Annotated in this window: 15 protein-coding genes; 11 read left to right on the top strand and 4 right to left on the bottom strand. The window is 68.4% G+C overall.

Annotated features, from left to right (window positions below; genetic code table 11):
• The first annotated feature begins 103 nt into the window (after positions 1-103).
• From Q1A36_RS12445 to Q1A36_RS12435, 3 genes are all read left to right on the top strand, one after another.
• On the top strand, positions 104-1,480 hold the full coding sequence (locus Q1A36_RS12445) for an MATE family efflux transporter (protein WP_299844329.1): 1,377 nt from the start codon (positions 104-106) through the stop codon (positions 1,478-1,480).
• A gap of 32 nt (positions 1,481-1,512) precedes the next feature.
• Positions 1,513-1,749, top strand: coding sequence for an Lrp/AsnC ligand binding domain-containing protein (locus tag Q1A36_RS12440; protein WP_299844326.1), 237 nt, complete (start codon positions 1,513-1,515; stop codon positions 1,747-1,749).
• 88 nt (positions 1,750-1,837) lie between these two features.
• Entirely contained in the window at positions 1,838-2,311 is a 474-nt protein-coding gene (locus tag Q1A36_RS12435; RefSeq protein ID WP_299844323.1) for an SRPBCC family protein, read from the top strand.
• An 18-nt stretch (positions 2,312-2,329) separates the two neighbouring features.
• Here the strand turns inward: Q1A36_RS12435 and Q1A36_RS12430 are convergent, their stop codons facing one another.
• A complete protein-coding gene (locus tag Q1A36_RS12430) occupies positions 2,330-3,079 on the bottom strand; it encodes an SDR family oxidoreductase (protein WP_299844321.1) in 750 nt (249 codons plus the stop codon).
• Positions 3,080-3,096: 17 nt separating this feature from the next.
• Positions 3,097-4,557 carry an aldehyde dehydrogenase family protein gene (locus Q1A36_RS12425; protein WP_299844318.1) on the bottom strand — a complete coding sequence of 487 codons (1,461 nt, stop codon included), beginning with the start codon at positions 4,555-4,557 and terminating at the stop codon, positions 3,097-3,099.
• Positions 4,558-4,726: 169 nt separating this feature from the next.
• On the opposite strand from Q1A36_RS12425, the gene Q1A36_RS12420 reads away from it, so the two are divergent.
• Genes Q1A36_RS12420 through Q1A36_RS12390 form a run of 7 tightly spaced genes read left to right on the top strand, consistent with a single transcriptional unit; the run spans position 4,727 to position 10,582 of the window.
• Positions 4,727-5,686 (top strand): AAA family ATPase, encoded by a 960-nt coding sequence (locus tag Q1A36_RS12420; protein ID WP_299844315.1) that lies wholly within the window; start codon positions 4,727-4,729, stop codon positions 5,684-5,686.
• On the top strand, positions 5,680-6,519 hold the full coding sequence (locus tag Q1A36_RS12415) for a DUF58 domain-containing protein (RefSeq protein ID WP_299844312.1): 840 nt from the start codon (positions 5,680-5,682) through the stop codon (positions 6,517-6,519). The genes Q1A36_RS12420 and Q1A36_RS12415 overlap by 7 nt, the downstream gene beginning before the upstream one ends.
• Entirely contained in the window at positions 6,516-6,848 is a 333-nt protein-coding gene (locus Q1A36_RS12410) for a hypothetical protein (protein ID WP_299844309.1), read from the top strand. Before Q1A36_RS12415 ends, Q1A36_RS12410 begins: the two co-directional genes overlap by 4 nt.
• Positions 6,845-7,789 carry a VWA domain-containing protein gene (locus Q1A36_RS12405; protein ID WP_299844306.1) on the top strand — a complete coding sequence of 315 codons (945 nt, stop codon included), beginning with the start codon at positions 6,845-6,847 and terminating at the stop codon, positions 7,787-7,789. Before Q1A36_RS12410 ends, Q1A36_RS12405 begins: the two co-directional genes overlap by 4 nt.
• Positions 7,786-8,694: a hypothetical protein gene (locus Q1A36_RS12400; RefSeq protein ID WP_299844303.1), complete on the top strand. Its 909-nt coding sequence runs from the start codon at positions 7,786-7,788 to the stop codon at positions 8,692-8,694. The genes Q1A36_RS12405 and Q1A36_RS12400 overlap by 4 nt, the downstream gene beginning before the upstream one ends.
• Positions 8,691-9,317 carry a hypothetical protein gene (locus Q1A36_RS12395; protein WP_299844300.1) on the top strand — a complete coding sequence of 209 codons (627 nt, stop codon included), beginning with the start codon at positions 8,691-8,693 and terminating at the stop codon, positions 9,315-9,317. Before Q1A36_RS12400 ends, Q1A36_RS12395 begins: the two co-directional genes overlap by 4 nt.
• Positions 9,311-10,582 carry a hypothetical protein gene (locus tag Q1A36_RS12390; protein ID WP_299844297.1) on the top strand — a complete coding sequence of 424 codons (1,272 nt, stop codon included), beginning with the start codon at positions 9,311-9,313 and terminating at the stop codon, positions 10,580-10,582. The genes Q1A36_RS12395 and Q1A36_RS12390 overlap by 7 nt, the downstream gene beginning before the upstream one ends.
• Here the strand turns inward: Q1A36_RS12390 and panC are convergent.
• Positions 10,501-11,367, bottom strand: a complete 867-nt coding sequence (gene panC / locus Q1A36_RS12385) for a pantoate--beta-alanine ligase (RefSeq protein ID WP_299844294.1) — start codon at positions 11,365-11,367, stop codon at positions 10,501-10,503. The genes Q1A36_RS12390 and panC overlap by 82 nt on opposite strands.
• A gap of 192 nt (positions 11,368-11,559) precedes the next feature.
• Between panC and Q1A36_RS12380 the strand changes: the two genes are divergently transcribed.
• A complete protein-coding gene (locus tag Q1A36_RS12380; protein ID WP_299844291.1) occupies positions 11,560-14,058 on the top strand; it encodes an FAD-dependent oxidoreductase in 2,499 nt (832 codons plus the stop codon).
• On the opposite strand, the gene Q1A36_RS12375 is transcribed toward Q1A36_RS12380, so the two are convergent.
• Entirely contained in the window at positions 14,059-14,646 is a 588-nt protein-coding gene (locus Q1A36_RS12375; RefSeq protein WP_299844288.1) for a TetR/AcrR family transcriptional regulator, read from the bottom strand.
• Positions 14,647-14,917: the final 271 nt, after the last annotated feature.

The following is a 14,917-nucleotide window of genomic DNA, read 5'->3' as shown; positions in this document are numbered from 1 at the left end:
GTCGTCGGGGCTGTCTATCGCAGATGGCGGCGGATGCGGCAAGCACTTGCCCAAGCATGTCATGCCGCTTGCTGCCTGCAGATTGTGCAGATATGGGCGAGGAATGGATATCGCCCGCCTTCGCCCCGAACTGACCGCCACGTTGGCGCTTGGCTTGCCGATGATCGGCAGCCATGTCGCGCGCATGGCCATCGGCGTGGCCGATACGGTCATGGTCGGCTGGTACGGGGTCGAGGCGCTGGCGGCGCTGGTTCTGGCCAGCTCGCTTTACATGCTGCTGTTCCTCCTGGGCGGCGGCTATTCCATCGGCGGCTCGGGGCTGATCGCCGGGGCCCGCGCACGCGGCGATGATGTCGAGGTGCGGCGCGTCACCCGCATGGCGATCTGGTTGTCGATGCTGCACGGTTTGCTGATGGCGCCGCTGATGTGGTGGTCGGGTCCGATCCTGACCTTTCTGGGGCAGCAGCCGCAGATCGCTGCGCTGGCGCAGGATTACCTGCGCATCATGATGCCCGCCATGCCGCTGGTGTTGGGCGGGATGGTCATCAATTCCTATCTCTCGGCCCTTGGCCGGCCCAATGCGGTGATGTGGATCACGCTGGCGGGGCTGCCGCTGAACGTGTTGCTGAACTGGCTGCTGATCTTCGGCAACTGGGGCTTTCCGGAACTGGGCGTGGCCGGCTCGGCCATTGCCAGCCTGATCGTGAACGGGCTGCAACTGGTCGGCCTCCTGGCCTATGCGCTGTGGCTGCCCGAGGCGCGGCGCTATCGGCTGATGCAGCGATTCTGGCGTCCCGACTGGCCCTTCTTCTTCAGCGTCTTCCGCCTTGGCCTGCCCATCGGTCTGGCGATCGTGGCCGAGGTGGCGCTGTTTGCCGGCAGCAACGTGATGATGGGCTGGATCGGCACCACCGAACTGGCCGCCCATGGCATCGCACTGCAGATCACCTCGATCGCCTTCATGGTGCATCTGGGCCTGTCCAATGCCGCGACCATCCGCGCCGGCGACGCCTTTGGCCGCCGCGATTTCGCTGGCCTGCGCGACGTGGCGGCGGCGGTGATCCTGATGTCGCTGGGTTTCGCGGCGGTGGTGATCGTGATCTTCATCCTCTGGCCCGCACCGCTGGTGCAGCTTTATCTCGATCAGACCGACCCGAGCAGCGGGGCGATCCTGGTGGTCGCGGTGGGGCTGATGATCTGGGCGGCGATGTTCCAGATCGCCGATGCGATGCAGGTGATCCTGCAGGGCCTGCTCAGGGGCGTGCAGGACACGCAGATCCCGCTCTACCTGGCGATCGTCGGCTATTGGGCGGTGGGGATGACCACCAGCTATGTCTGCGCCTTCACCCTTGGCATGGGCGCGCCGGGCCTCTGGGCCGGGCTGCTGGCGGGACTGTCGGTCTCTGCGGTGCTGCTCTATTGGCGCTTCTATCACGGGTTGCGGCGCGGGGGCTGGACCCGGGCGGCGGCGGCGGGCTAACCTGCCGCCATCACCCCAGTCCGAGGTTCCCGATGCGCCCCGTCTTCGTCCAGTTCCGCTGCACCCCCGGCAAGACCTACGAGGTCGCCGATGCCATCTACGACCGCGAGGTCGTCAGCGAACTTTACTCGACCAGCGGTGAATATGACCTGATGGCCAAGGTCTATATCCCCGAGGACGAGGATGTCGGCCGCTATCTGGCCGAACGCCTGTTCGATATCGAGGGCATCAGCCGGACGCTGACGACCATGACGTTCAAGGCGTTCTGAGGCGGGCGGTCGGGGTTCATTGATACCTTCCCCCTGCCTTGCGCCTGATAACCCCCTCTGGCAGCATCCGGCGCAGAGGAGAGCAACAATGCCGAAAAACACCGTGACCGTCGACGGGCGGGATCTGATGATCTCGCGCCGGATCAATGCCACGCCGGAAAAGATCTGGCGCGCCTGGACCACGCCCGACCTGTTGAAGCAATGGTTCGCGCCGAAGCCGGTCGAAGTGACCAAGGCCGAGATCGACCCGCGCCCCGGTGGGGCCTGCAACATCGTCATGCGACTGCCCGACGGGACCGAGATGGAAAACCCCGGCTGCGTGCTGGTGGCCGAACCCCATCACAAGCTGGTCTTTACCGATGGCCTCGGCCCGGATTTCCGCCCGACCGGCGGAGGTTTCATGACCGCGATCATCCTGATGGAGGCGGATGGCGAAGGCACGCGCTATTCCGCGCGGGTGCTGCACAAGGACGAGGCCGACCGCAAGCGGCACGAGGAGATGGGCTTTGCCGAGGGCTGGGGGCAATGTCTCGACCAGCTGGCGGAACTGGTCGAGACCTAAGGCTCAGATCGTCCGGCTTCAGATGGTGCGGCCGCCATCTACTTCCAGCACCACGCCGGTGATGAAATCGGCCTCGTCAGAGGCGAGGTAAAGCGCCGCATTGGCGATGTCGCGGGGCTGGGACAGCCGGCCCATCGGGATGGTGGCGATGAAGCGTTCGCGGTTCTCGGGCGTGTCGGGCACGCCCATGAACTGTTCCAGCAACCCGGTCGCGCCCATGACCGGGGCGATGCAGTTCACCCGGATATTGTCGGGTGCCAGTTCCACCGCCAGCGAGCGGCTCATCAGGTTCACCGCGCCCTTCGAGGAATTGTACCAGGTCAGCCCCGGTCGCGGGCGGATGCCGGCGGTCGAGCCGACATTGATCATCACCCCACCGCCCTGATCGCGCCAGACCGGCACGCAGCTTTTGGTCATGTGAAAGATCGACATGACGTTGATGTCGAGGATCTTGCGATAGGTGGCCTCGTCCGTCTCCATCAGCGGGCGGTTCGGGTTGGTCCAGCCGGCATTGTTGACCACGATGTCCAGCCGGCCAAAGGCGGCGCGAGCGGCCTGCACGGCCGCCTCGACCTGATCGCTCTTGGACACGTCGCAGGCGATGGCGATGGCGTCACCGCCCAGTTCGGCCGCCACGGCCTGCGCGCCCGCCTCGTTCAGATCGACCACCGCGACCTTCGCGCCCTCGCGGGCAAAGGTTTCCGCGATGCCCTTGCCAAAGCCCGAGGCCGCGCCCGTCACCAGCGCCGTTTTTCCCTGCAATCTCATATCCCTGCCTGCCTTTCTTACCCGTGATTGTTCACGATGGTCTTGATCTGCGAAAATTCATACAGCGCCGCAAAACCCTTCTCCCGCCCATGCCCGGATTTGCGCACCCCGCCGAAGGGCAGTTCAACGCCCCCGCCGGCGCCGAACCCGTTGATATAGACCTGCCCGCAGCGCATCGCCTTGGCGACCCGCTGCTGTCGCCCGCCATCGCGGGTCCAGACGGCGGCGACCAGCCCGTATTCGGTGCCATTGGCGATGCGGATCGCCTCGGCCTCGTCGTCGAAGGGGATGACGGCGAGGACCGGTCCGAAAACCTCTTCCTGCGCCAGCCGCGACCCCGGATCGACCGGGCCAAAGACCGCCGGCGCGACATAGAAGCCGCCCGGTGGCGCATCGGCGCGGATCCGGCCTCGCGCGATCAGCGGCGCGCCGGCCTCGGCGATATAGGTTTCGACCCGCGCTTTCTGACGGGCCGAGATCAGCGGCCCGAGCAGCGCCTCTTCACCCGAGGCCGAGGCCTCGATCTCGGCAAATCGTTTTGCAAGCAGCCCCGACAGCTGGTCCAGAATACCGCGCTGGACCAGAACACGGCTGCCCGCCGAGCAGGTCTGGCCGCCATTCTGGACGATGGCATTCACCAGATAGGGCAGGGCGGCGTCCAGATCGGCATCGTCGAAGACGATCTGCGGCGACTTGCCGCCCAGTTCCAGCGTGCAGGGAATGAAATTCCGAGCCGCCGCGATCTGGATCATCACGCCAACCTCGGGCGAGCCGGTGAAGGTCAGGAAATCCAGCCCGCGATGTTCCGACAGTGCCTTGCCCGCGACCTCGCCCCGACCAGTGACGATGTTCAGCGCGCCAGGCGGAAAGCCCGCCTCGACCGCCAGTTCGCCAAGCCGCAGCGCCGAGAGGCAGGCGTCCTCGGCGGGTTTCAGCACCACGGTATTTCCCATCGCCAGCGCCGCCGCGACCACCCGGCCATAGATCTGCGCCGGGTAGTTCCACGGGATGATCGCGCCGACGACGCCGTAAGGCTCGCGATGCACCGCCACGTCATAGCCGTTGAGGAAGGGGATGATCTCGCCATGCACCTTGTCGGCGGCCCCGCCATAGAATTCGAAATAGCGCGCGGTGGCCACCATGTCGGCGCGCGCCTGCTTGATCGGCTTGCCGTTGTCGCGGGTTTCCAGCTGTGCCAGCGCCTCGGTATGCTCGGCGATCAGCCGGGCATAGGTCATCAACAGCCGCCCGCGTTCCGTCGCCGTCAGGCGCGACCAGTCGCCACCGTCGAAGGCAGCGCGGGCGGCGGCAACGGCGGCATCGACATCGCTGGCATCGCTTTCCGCGATCTCGGTGAAGACCGCGCCATCGATGGGCGACAGCACCGGCATCGACCGGCCCGAAGCGGCGGGAACCCAGTCATTGCCGATCAGGTTCAGCGGCTGCGGCAGGGTCAGATTGTCGGGCTTCCTGTTCATCGCGGGATCCTTCTCCTCGGCAGCGGCGGGACCATGGTTCGACGTTCTGCGGGGAATTGCAATCCGCCCGGGCGGCTTTCGCCTAGTCCTAAGGGTGGACCTTTCCCGCCTGACGGCTGGCCCGCCGCGAAATCCCCCCTAAGGTGGGGGAAACGGCAGGAGGAGCCGCATGGAGGATGCCCGCACCGAATGGGATGCCGTCGCCAGCTTGCGCGAGCAGGTGGGGGCGGGGCTGATCGGCCATGCGCGAATGGTCGAGCGTCTGCTGATCGCGCTGCTGGCCGGCGGCCATGTGCTGATCGAGGGGCCGCCCGGCGTGGCCAAGACCCGCGCCGTCACGCTGCTGGCGGCGCATCTGCCGGGCGATCACGCCCGCATCCAGTGCACGCCCGACCTGCTGCCCTCGGACCTGACCGGGACGCAGGTGTTTCGCCCCGAGACAGGGGCCTTCGATTTCGTCCCCGGCCCGGTCTTTCACAGCCTCGTGCTGGTGGATGAGATCAACCGCGCGCCGCCGAAGGTGCAGTCGGCGCTGCTCGAGGCGATGGCCGAGCGGCAGGTGACGGTGGGCGGCGTGACGCGGCCCTTGCCTGATCCCTTCATGGTGGTGGCGACGCAGAACCCGATCGAGCACGAGGGCACCTTCCCGCTGCCCGAGGCGCAGCTGGATCGTTTCCTGCTGCATCTGTCGCTGGACCTGCCCGATGCCGAGATCGAGCGGCAGATCCTCGATCTGGTCGAGGCCGAGGCGGTGGCCCCGCCGGTGCTGACAGGTGCGCCGCTGACGGGCGCGCAGATCCGGGCGGCGCGGGCCGAGGTAGCGCGGGTGCATCTGGCGCCGGTCTTGAAGGATTACATCATCCGGCTGGTCATGGCGACACGGGCCGGGGGCGCGGTGGCTGCTGATGTGGAACATGCGGTCTCGCCGCGCGGCACGCTGGCGCTGGCCGCCGCCGTGCGGGCACGGGCCTGGCTGAATGGCCGCGATCACGGGCTGCCCGAGGATGCCGAGGAACTGGCTGGCGACGCGCTGTCGCACCGTCTGGTGCCCAGCTGGGCCGCCGCCAGCGAGGGCCGCAGCGGCCGCGACCTGATCGCGGCGGCGCAAGCCGGGATCAAGCCGTGGTAGCCCTGCCGGCGGCGCTGGACCGGCCCGGGTTGCGGCTTCTGGCCGCCGAGATGCTGGCCCTGCGCAGCGAGGCGCAATCGACCGCGCGCCACCGTCCGGCCACCCGCCGCCCCGGCGCGCTGCCGGCCCGGCCACCGGGCGCGGGCATGGATCTGCGCGAACTCAGGGCCTATGTCGAGGGTGATGATCCGCGCCGCATCGATCCCTCGGCCACTGCCCGCACCGGCATTCCCCATATCCGCAGCTTTCACGAGGATCGCGACGACACCACCCTGCTGATCGCGGATTTCCGTGCGCCGATGCTGTGGGGCACGGGGGAGGCGTTTCGCTCGGTCCGGGCCGGGCTGCACCTGGCGCGGATCGGCTGGCAGGCGATGATGCGCGGCGGCAATGTCGGCGCGCTGGCGCTGACCGAGGCCGGGATCGGCGCGATCGCAGCGGGGCAGGGCGACCGGCAGATGGCGGCGATCGCCCGGATGTTTCAGGGCGAGCATGATCTTGCGCTGACCCGGCCCGAGCCGCAGGGCCTTGGGCTGGCGGCGCTGTCGGGACGGGCCGCGCGGATGGTGCCGCCGGGCAGCCGGCTGCATCTTGCGACCGAGGCGCAGGCGATCACCGAGGCCGACGCCCCGGCGCTGGCACGATTGGCGCGGGGGCGGCGGCTGGTCATCTCGCTGATCGTCGATCCGGCCGAATCCGCCCCGCCCGCGCGTGCGCTGGCCGTCACCGATGGTGCGGCCTTCCGGCTGGGGCGGCTCCGGCCGCTGGACCTTGCAGGCGATCTGGCGCGCCTGCGTGCGCTTGGCGCGACGGTCGAACAGGTGCTGCCATGACCCGCGAGGAGTTGCTGGAGGCGCTGGCCCCGATCCGCCTGCCCGCCGCAATGCGGGTGCTCGAGGGGCGCGAGATGCTGGCGCTGGTCGGGCTGGGGCTTCTGGCGGCGGCGCTGATCGCACTGCTCCTCGGCCCGCTGCTGACCCGCCGGGCCACGACCCGCCAGCGCCTCAGCGCCACCCGCGACCTGCCGGCGGGCGAGCGGTTGCTGGCCATTGCCCGGATCACCGGTCGCCTGCCGCCCGATCTGCGCGAAGCCGCCTATCTCGCGACCCCGCCAAACGCCGACGAGATCGAGCGCGCCAGCCGCAGGCGGTTTCACCGATGAACCTTGCCGCGCCGCTGATGCTGATCCTGCTGCCGCTGCCGCTGATCCTGCGCTGGCTCTGGCCCGCGCCGGAACGCCCGCGCCCGGCCTTGCATGTGCCGGGGCCGGTCTTTCAGGGAGCCGAGCCGGGGCAGGGGCGGCAGGCCGACCGCGCCGGGCTGCTGATCGCGGCGCTCGCGTGGGTCGCGCTGGTGATCGCACTGGCGGGGCCACGGATCAGCGAGGTTTCGGACATGCTGCCGGTCTCGGGGCGCGAGATCGTGCTTGCGCTGGATCTCTCGGGCAGCATGGTGAAGGAGGATTTCCGGCTGGACGGCCAGCCGATCTCGCGGCTCGAGGCGGTAAAACGCACGGCCAGCGCCTTCGTCGAGGCACGGAGGGGCGACCGGATCGGGCTGGTGATCTTCGGCGACCGCGCCTATTTCGCAGCCCCCCTGACCTTTGACGTGGGCACGGTGTCGCGGGCCATCGACGAGGCGCAGATCGGCATCTCGGGGCGCTCGACGGCGATTTCCGACGGGCTGGGGCTGGCGCTGAAGCGGCTCTCGGACAGCGAGGCGCCAAGCCGGGTGGTGGTGCTGCTGTCCGACGGGGTGAACACTTCGGGCGAGGTCCCGGCGGTTTCGGTGGCGCGGCTGGCGGCGGAGAAGGGCATCCGGGTCCACACAATCGCGCTGGGGCCGGATGATCTGGAAAGCCAGCCCCGGTCACGCGATGCCGTCGATGCCAAGACCCTGCGCGAGGTGGCCGAAGCCAGCGGCGGTGCCAGCTTCCGGGTTCGCGACATGGCCGATCTTCTCGCCATGGCCCGCACGCTGGACCGGCTGGAACCAGGGCAATCCGAACGCCCGCCGCTGCGCTTCTGGCGCAGCCTCTGGGTCTGGCCCGCCGGTCTTGCCGCTTTGTGCCTGCTGGTCCTCGGCCTCAGGCGGCCGCGATGAGCGGGCCGCTGATCCTGCTGCGCCCATGGTGGCTGGTCTTGATCCTGCCGCTGATCACGCTGGCGCTGTGGCAATGGCAGCGGCGGCCCGATGCCGGGGGCTGGCAGGCGGTGATGCCGCCCGCGATGCTGGAGGGGATGCGCCAGCTGGGTCATCTGACCATCGGCGGCAGCGGCTGGCGGCGCTTCCTGCCGCTGATGGGCGGGGCGGCGCTGATGCTGGGGCTGGCGGGACCGGCCTTGCCGCGCGGCGATGCGCCGGTGCTCGCACAGGTCGATGCGGTGATCCTTGCGGTGGACCTGTCGCCCTCGGTGGCTGAGGGGCCGGCCTTGGCCGATGCCCAGATCGCCACGGCCGGTCTGGTGCAGGCGCTGGCCGGTCGGCCGGTCGGGCTGATCCTCTATGACGGCGAGGCCTTTGCCGTCTCGGCGCCCACCATGGACGGGCGGGTGCTGGAAACCCAGATCGCCGCCATGGCGCCGGGGCTGATGCCCGGCGATGGCAGCCGTCCTTCGGCGGCTCTCGGGCTGGGGGGCGAGATGCTGGCGGGGATGAAGCGCGCCGATCTGGTGCTGATCTCGGATGGCGGCGGCATCGATGCCACTACGCGCGGCGCTGCCGACCGTCTGGCCGAGCGCGGCATCCGCCTGTCGACGCTGGCGCTGCACCGGGGCGCCCCCGACGCGCCGCCGCCCGCGCCCGAGGCGCTGGCCGAACTGGCCCGGCTTGGCGGCGGCGCCTCGGCCAGCGCCGCCGATCCGGCGGCGGTCGAGCACCTGCTGACCCGCCCCGGTCTCAGCGCCCGCGACCCGGCGCTGGCCGCCACGCAATACCGCGATCTCGGGCCTTTCCTTGCCGCGCTGGCCCTGCTTCCGCTGCTGTCGCTGCTTCGGAGGGCGAAATGAACCGGCTGCTGCTCATCGCCTCGGCAGGCCTCGCCTGTCTCGCCCTTGCCGGTCCCGATGCCTGGGGTCGGCTGGCGCTGCGCGCAGGGGCCGAACGGCTGGCCATGCCCTTTCTCAGCGATCCGGCGGCCGAGGGCATGGCACTTTATCGGCTTGGCGACTGGCGGGCGGCGGATGACGCCTTTGCCCGCGCCGGGCGGTCCGAGACCTATAATCGCGGTCTGTCATTGGCCGCCACCGGCGATTACCCGCTGTCGGTGGCCTATTTCGATGCGGTGCTGTTCTCGAACCCCGCCGATGCCGAGGCGCGGCGGAACCGCGATCTTGTCGCGGCGATGTATCCGCCCGAGCAGGGCGACAGCGTTGCGCCGGGGCGGCTGCTAGGCGCAGGCGGGAAACAGGGCGACGGCACGCCGCCGCTGCCGGGCCTCGCCAATCCCATCGGGCGCAGCAATCCCGACTGGCGGAGGATGATGCAGGCGCGCGGCGTGGCAGCCAGCGAGGACTGGCTGGCGACGATCTCGGATGACCCGGGCGAATTTCTGGCGCTGCGATTGCAGGCCGAGTATCGGCGGCGCGAGACCCTTGGCCTGATCCGCCCGCGCGAGGGTCAGCCATGGTGAAATGGCTGATCGCCCCGCTGCTGGCTGTGCTGTTGCTGCTGGTCTGGTCGCTGCGTCCCGCCCCGGCGCAGGAGATGCGGCTGGACATCCTGCATCCGCATGGCAATCCGGTGGCGGGCGAGATGATCCCGCTGACGCTGAGGGCCGAATATGATGCGACGGTGAACCTGTCCGAGCTGATCTTTCCCGACAGTCCCGGCTATGACTGGATGCAGCTCGACACCGACAAGTGGTATCGCGAGCGGATCAAGGGCCGGATGTGGCAGATTTTCGAGCGCAAGCTGGCCGTCTTTCCACGCGAGGCCGGGCCGCTGACCATTGGGCCGCTGACCCATGACCTGACCATCACCGGCGCGGATGGACGGCAGCGCAAGATCCAGGTCATCTCGCCCGCCATCACCATCGATGTGAAGCCCTTCCCGGCGGACGCGCCGCCGCTTTCGGCCCATCGCCTGACGCTGACGGACGAGTTGTCCACCGATCCGGCCAAGCTGCAGGACGGCGAATTGCTGATCCGCCGCGTCACCATCCGGGCCGAGGGCGCGCTGTCTCATCAATTGCCGCCGCGCCCCGATCTGCGCGAACGCTGGCTGAAAAGCTTTACCCAGCCCGAACAGCGCAGCACCGAGCCGACGCCCGAGGGGCCGGTCTCGACCGTGGTCTGGGAATGGACCATGCAGCCGATCACCGGTGAGCCGGCAGTGCTGAAGGCCTTTGCCTTCCCCTGGCTCGATACGGAAACCCGGCAGATCGAGGTGGCGGCGATGAAGCCCATCCCCTTCGGCTTCGCCAGCTTTGCCGCCAATATCGCCGATGCCGGGCAGGCGCGGATGCGGCTTGCGCTGACCGCCACGGCGATGCTGCTGCTGGGCGGGGCTGCCGGTCTGGTCCTGCTCTTCTGGGGACGCGGTTTCCGACCACCGGCGGCGATGCGGCGCGCGATCCTGCGTTGGCGGCCGAGCCCGCATGTCGGGGCCATGCGCAAGGCGGCGGGCGAGGGGAGGCTGATGGAGTTGCTGCACGCGGCGGGGGCGCATCTGCGGCTGCGCGGGCATGATCCGCAACAGGCGCCGGCGATCCGGGCGCTGGAGCGGCAGATCTATTCCACCGATCCCGACCGGAACTTCGATGCCGCAGAGACGGTGCGCGCGGTCATCCGGCAGGGGCGCAAGCGCCCGCGAGATCAGGCCGAGGGATCGCAGACCCTCTGGTCGATCAACAGCACGCCGCCAAAGCGCACGGCCAGCAAAACCACGACCGGCTGATCCGGCTGGCCGCTGATCGCCGCCAGATCGCTGGCACGGCGGATGTCTATGGTCTGAACCTCGCCCCTCGGCTCGCCCGCCAGCACCTTCGCCACCTCGCGCCGGATGGCGGCGATGGTGCCGCCGCTGGCCGCGACTTCTTGCGCGCGGTCGAGCGATCGGCTGAGCACCGGTGCCGCCGCACGATCCTCGGGCGTCAGGCGCTGGTTGCGCGAGGACATGGCCAGCCCGTCCGCCTCGCGCACGGTCGGCACCGGGATGATCTCGACCCGCGTGTTCAGGTCGCGCACCATCTGCCGCACCAGCGTCAACTGCTGGTAATCCTTCTCGCCAAAGGTCGCCGCATTGCAGCCGGTGATGTTGAAGAGTTTCGTCACCACCGTCGCCACGCCGCGGAAATGGCCGGGGCGCAGCTTGCCCATCAGCACGCGCGACAGGCCGGTCACATCGACGATGGTCTGCACGCCGGGCAGGTAGATATCGGCGACCCCCGGCAGGAAGATCGCATCCACCCCGGCGCCAGCGAGAAGCGCGGTATCGGCTTCCTCGGTGCGGGGATATTTCGCCAGATCCTCGGCCTCGCCGAATTGCGTCGGGTTCACGAAGATCGAGGTGACGACCCGCCCGCCGCCGCGTTCCGCAAGCCAGTCCTGCGCGCGACTGACCAGCGTCAGATGCCCCTCGTGCAGCGCGCCCATGGTGGCGACCAGAACGATGGGCTTGCCCTCGGCCCGCCAGCGGTCGGAGAGCGCGATCATCGAGCCCGTGTCGCGACAGATTTCCATGGCTGCACCTCCCCCGCGCAATTCCGGGAAAGATAAGGGAAATTAACGGATTCGTGCAAGTGCTGCATTGCAGCATCAGGGCGGGTGACGGTGGGTATGTCGTTTTCGCGCGGGGATGTGTCGGGCCATGCTATGCGCCTGCGGACTTGTCTGGCACTACGGTTTGCAAGATCTGAGCAGGGGATTCGCGCAATGAAGACGCAGGTTAAGGTTCTGGTGGTCGGTGGCGGCGCCGTCGGATGTGGCATCGCCTATCATCTGGCCAAGGCCGGCTGGGACACGCTGCTGGTCGAGCGCGACGAGCTGACGGCAGGTTCCACCTGGCACGCGGCGGGTCTGCTGCCCTTGTTCAACATGGGTTACGCCACCAGCCATATCCACGATTACTCGGTCAAGCTCTATGCCAGCCTCGAGGCCGAGACCGGGCTGAATGCCGGCTTCACCCGTTGCGGCAACCTGCGCATGGCGCAGACCGATGCGCGGATGGATGAATACATGCTCTATTCCGCCACTGCCGAGACGGTTGGGGTCGAGCATGAATTCCTGACGCCCGCGCAGATGAAAGACCGCTGGCCGCTGCTGCGCACCGACGATCTGAAGGGCGCGCTGTTCCATCCGACCGATGGCTATATCAACCCGGCCGATGTGACGCAGGCGCTGGCCAAGGGCGCGCGCATGGCGGGGGCCGCGATCGAGCGCAAGGTGCAGGTCAACGGCTATCGCTGGAGCGGTGACGAGTGGGTCGTGACCTGCGAGCGCATGATCGAGAAGGGGGGCCGGCTGGTGCCGTCGGGCGAGGTCTTCGAGATCCGGGCCGAGCATGTGGTGACTGCGACCGGCAACCACGCGCAGCGCACCGCGCGACTTCTGGGCATCAAGATCCCGGCCATCCCGGTCGAGCACCAGTATATCGTCACCGAGCCCGACCCGGCGCTGGCCGCCTGGCGCGCGGCGGGCAACCCGGAGCATCCGGTGCTGCGCGATGCCGATGCGAAATGGTATGTGCGCGAGGAGCGCGGCGGCTGGATCCTTGGCCCCTATGAGGAGGGCGCGCCGGCACGTTTCCCCTATGACGTGCCCGAGACCTTCCGCGCCGACCTGTTCCCGCTGGATCTCGAGCGGATCGAAGAAGAATACATGTCGATGATTCATCGGCTGCCCTCGTCGGAAACCGTGGGCCTGAAGGACGATTTCAACGGCCCGATCTGCTATACCCCGGACGGCAACCCGCTGGTCGGCCCGGCGCCGGGCCTGCGCAACATGTGGCTGGCCGAGGGCTTCAGCTTTGGCATCACCGCAGCCGGCGGGGTGGGGCATTACCTGACGCAGATGATGACCCAGGGCGAGGCCGAGATCGACATGGCCAGCCTCGATCCGCGCCGCTATGGCAAGTGGATGACCACGGAATATGCGGTGACGAAGAACGAGGAATGCTATTCCCACGTCTTCATCCTGCACCATCCCGATGAAGAGCGTGAGGCCGCCCGGCCGCTGCGCACCGCGCCCGCCTATGACCGCCAGATCGCGGCGGGCGCGCAGATGGGGCAGGTGAATGGCTGGGAGCGTCCGAACTATTACGGCCCGAAGGACGCGCCCGCCGATTTCGACCACAAGGCCCGCAGCTTCCGCCGCGGCGGCTGGTGGCAATATGCGCGCGACGAGGCGCAGGCGATCCGCGACACCGCCGGGCTGATCGACGCCTCGGCCTTTGCCAAGCATTCGGTCTCGGGTCCCGGCGCGACGGCGTTCCTCGACTGGTTCACCACCAACAAGCTGCCCAAGGTCGGCCGCATCAACCTGACCTATGCGCTGACCGAGGCCGGCACCACGCGCACCGAATACACCATCGTCCGGCGCGGCGAGAACGAATACTACCTCGTCTCGGCCGGGGCCTGGGCGGATTACGATTCCGACAACCTGCGCAAGCTGGCCGAAGAGATGGGCGGCGAATTCGGGCCGGTGCATATCCATGACGTGACCAACCAATATGGCGTCTTCGCACTGGCCGGGCCGAACAGCCGCGCGATCCTGGCCGAGCTGATCCGCGATGCCGACCCGGCAACCGCGCTGTCGAACAAGCGTTTCCCCTGGCTCTCGGCCAAGGATATCGAGCTGGGCATGTGCCCGACCATGGCGATCCGCGTGGCCTATACCGGCGAGCTGGGCTGGGAATTGCACCACCCGGTCGAATTCGGCCGCTATCTCTGGGACCAGCTGGTGAAGGCGGGCGAGAAACACGGGCTGAAGCTGGTCGGCGCGCGGGCGCAGAACTGGCTGCGTCAGGAGAAATCCTATCGCGCCTTCGGCACCGAGCTGGGCCGCGACGCGACGCCGCTGGAGGCCGGGCTGGATCGTTTCGTCGATCTGGACAAGGAGTTCAACGGCAAGGCGAAGATGCTGGCCAAGGGCATTCGTTCGAAATGCGTCACCCTGCTGATCGACGGGCCGGCGGATGCCGATCCCTGGGGCCGCGAGGGGCTGTTCCTTGACGGGCAGCGGGTCGGGCGGCTGACCTCGGGCGGCTGGTCGGTGGCCTTCGGCAAGCAGATCGGCATGGGCTATGTCCGCCCCGAACTGGCCGCGCCGGGCACCAAGCTGAAGGTCCGCATGTTCCGCGAGCTCTATGACGCCGAAGTGGCCGAGGACAGCCCCTTCGACCCGTCGAACGCCCGCATCCGCCAGGACGGCTGATCAGCGCGCTGGTTCGCCCTCGGGGCGGACCAGCATCCGCAGCAGGGTCTCGTAGGACGGCACCTGGGCCGGGGCGTTGGGCCTCGGCTCGGCCATGCCAAGCGCGACATAGCCATGGGTCAGCGCCCAGACCGCGCTTTCGAAGGCCGCCGGGTCGCGGTCGCCGCAGAGCGGCCGGCATTTTTCCTGCAGCACGCCATAGCAGCGCACTGCCGCCAGCCGCAGCGGCGGGGTGGAATGCTCGACCTCGACGAACATCAGCTGGAACAGCGCGCGATGGCAACGGGCGAATTCGACATAGGCGCTGTTCGCCGCCATCAGCTGCGCGAAGGGGTCGTCCGAGGTCTCGGCCCGGCAACGCTGGTCCAGATGGGCATGGAACATCTCGAAGCCGCGCAGGGCGATCTCGGCCAGCAGACCGGGCAGCCCGTCGAAATGATGCGCCGGGGCGGCATGTGACACGCCCGCCCGCGCCGCCGCCTTGCGCAGCGTCAGGGCGCCGGGCCCGCCCTCGGACAGCAGCGCGATTCCCGCCTCGACCAGCGCCTCGCGCAGGTTGCCATGGTGATGTGTTTTTGCCGCAGCCATCACCGGGTCCTGCAGTCCGTGTAATTGACAGTGTAAAGTTCGGTGCTAGAAGGACCGCGCCCTGACGTTTCCCGAGTCAGCAGCCTGCTGTGGCAAGTAGGTCCTGCGATCAGTGTACGGGTTGTGGGCAACTTGCCGCTCGCCTCGGTTTGGTTTGGTTCACGCTCGCATCGGTAAAAGGTCACCAGACCGGGGCGAGTTCCCTGTCTTGTCCCAGCATAGGCCGGAACCTGCCACCACACCTTGCTGCAAATCAAAAAAGCCGGCCTTG

Origin of the sequence: uncultured Paracoccus sp., assembly GCF_947487305.1 — a bacterium.
Lineage (GTDB): Bacteria > Pseudomonadota > Alphaproteobacteria > Rhodobacterales > Rhodobacteraceae > Paracoccus.
This window is presented reverse-complemented; position numbering and strand designations above follow the sequence as displayed.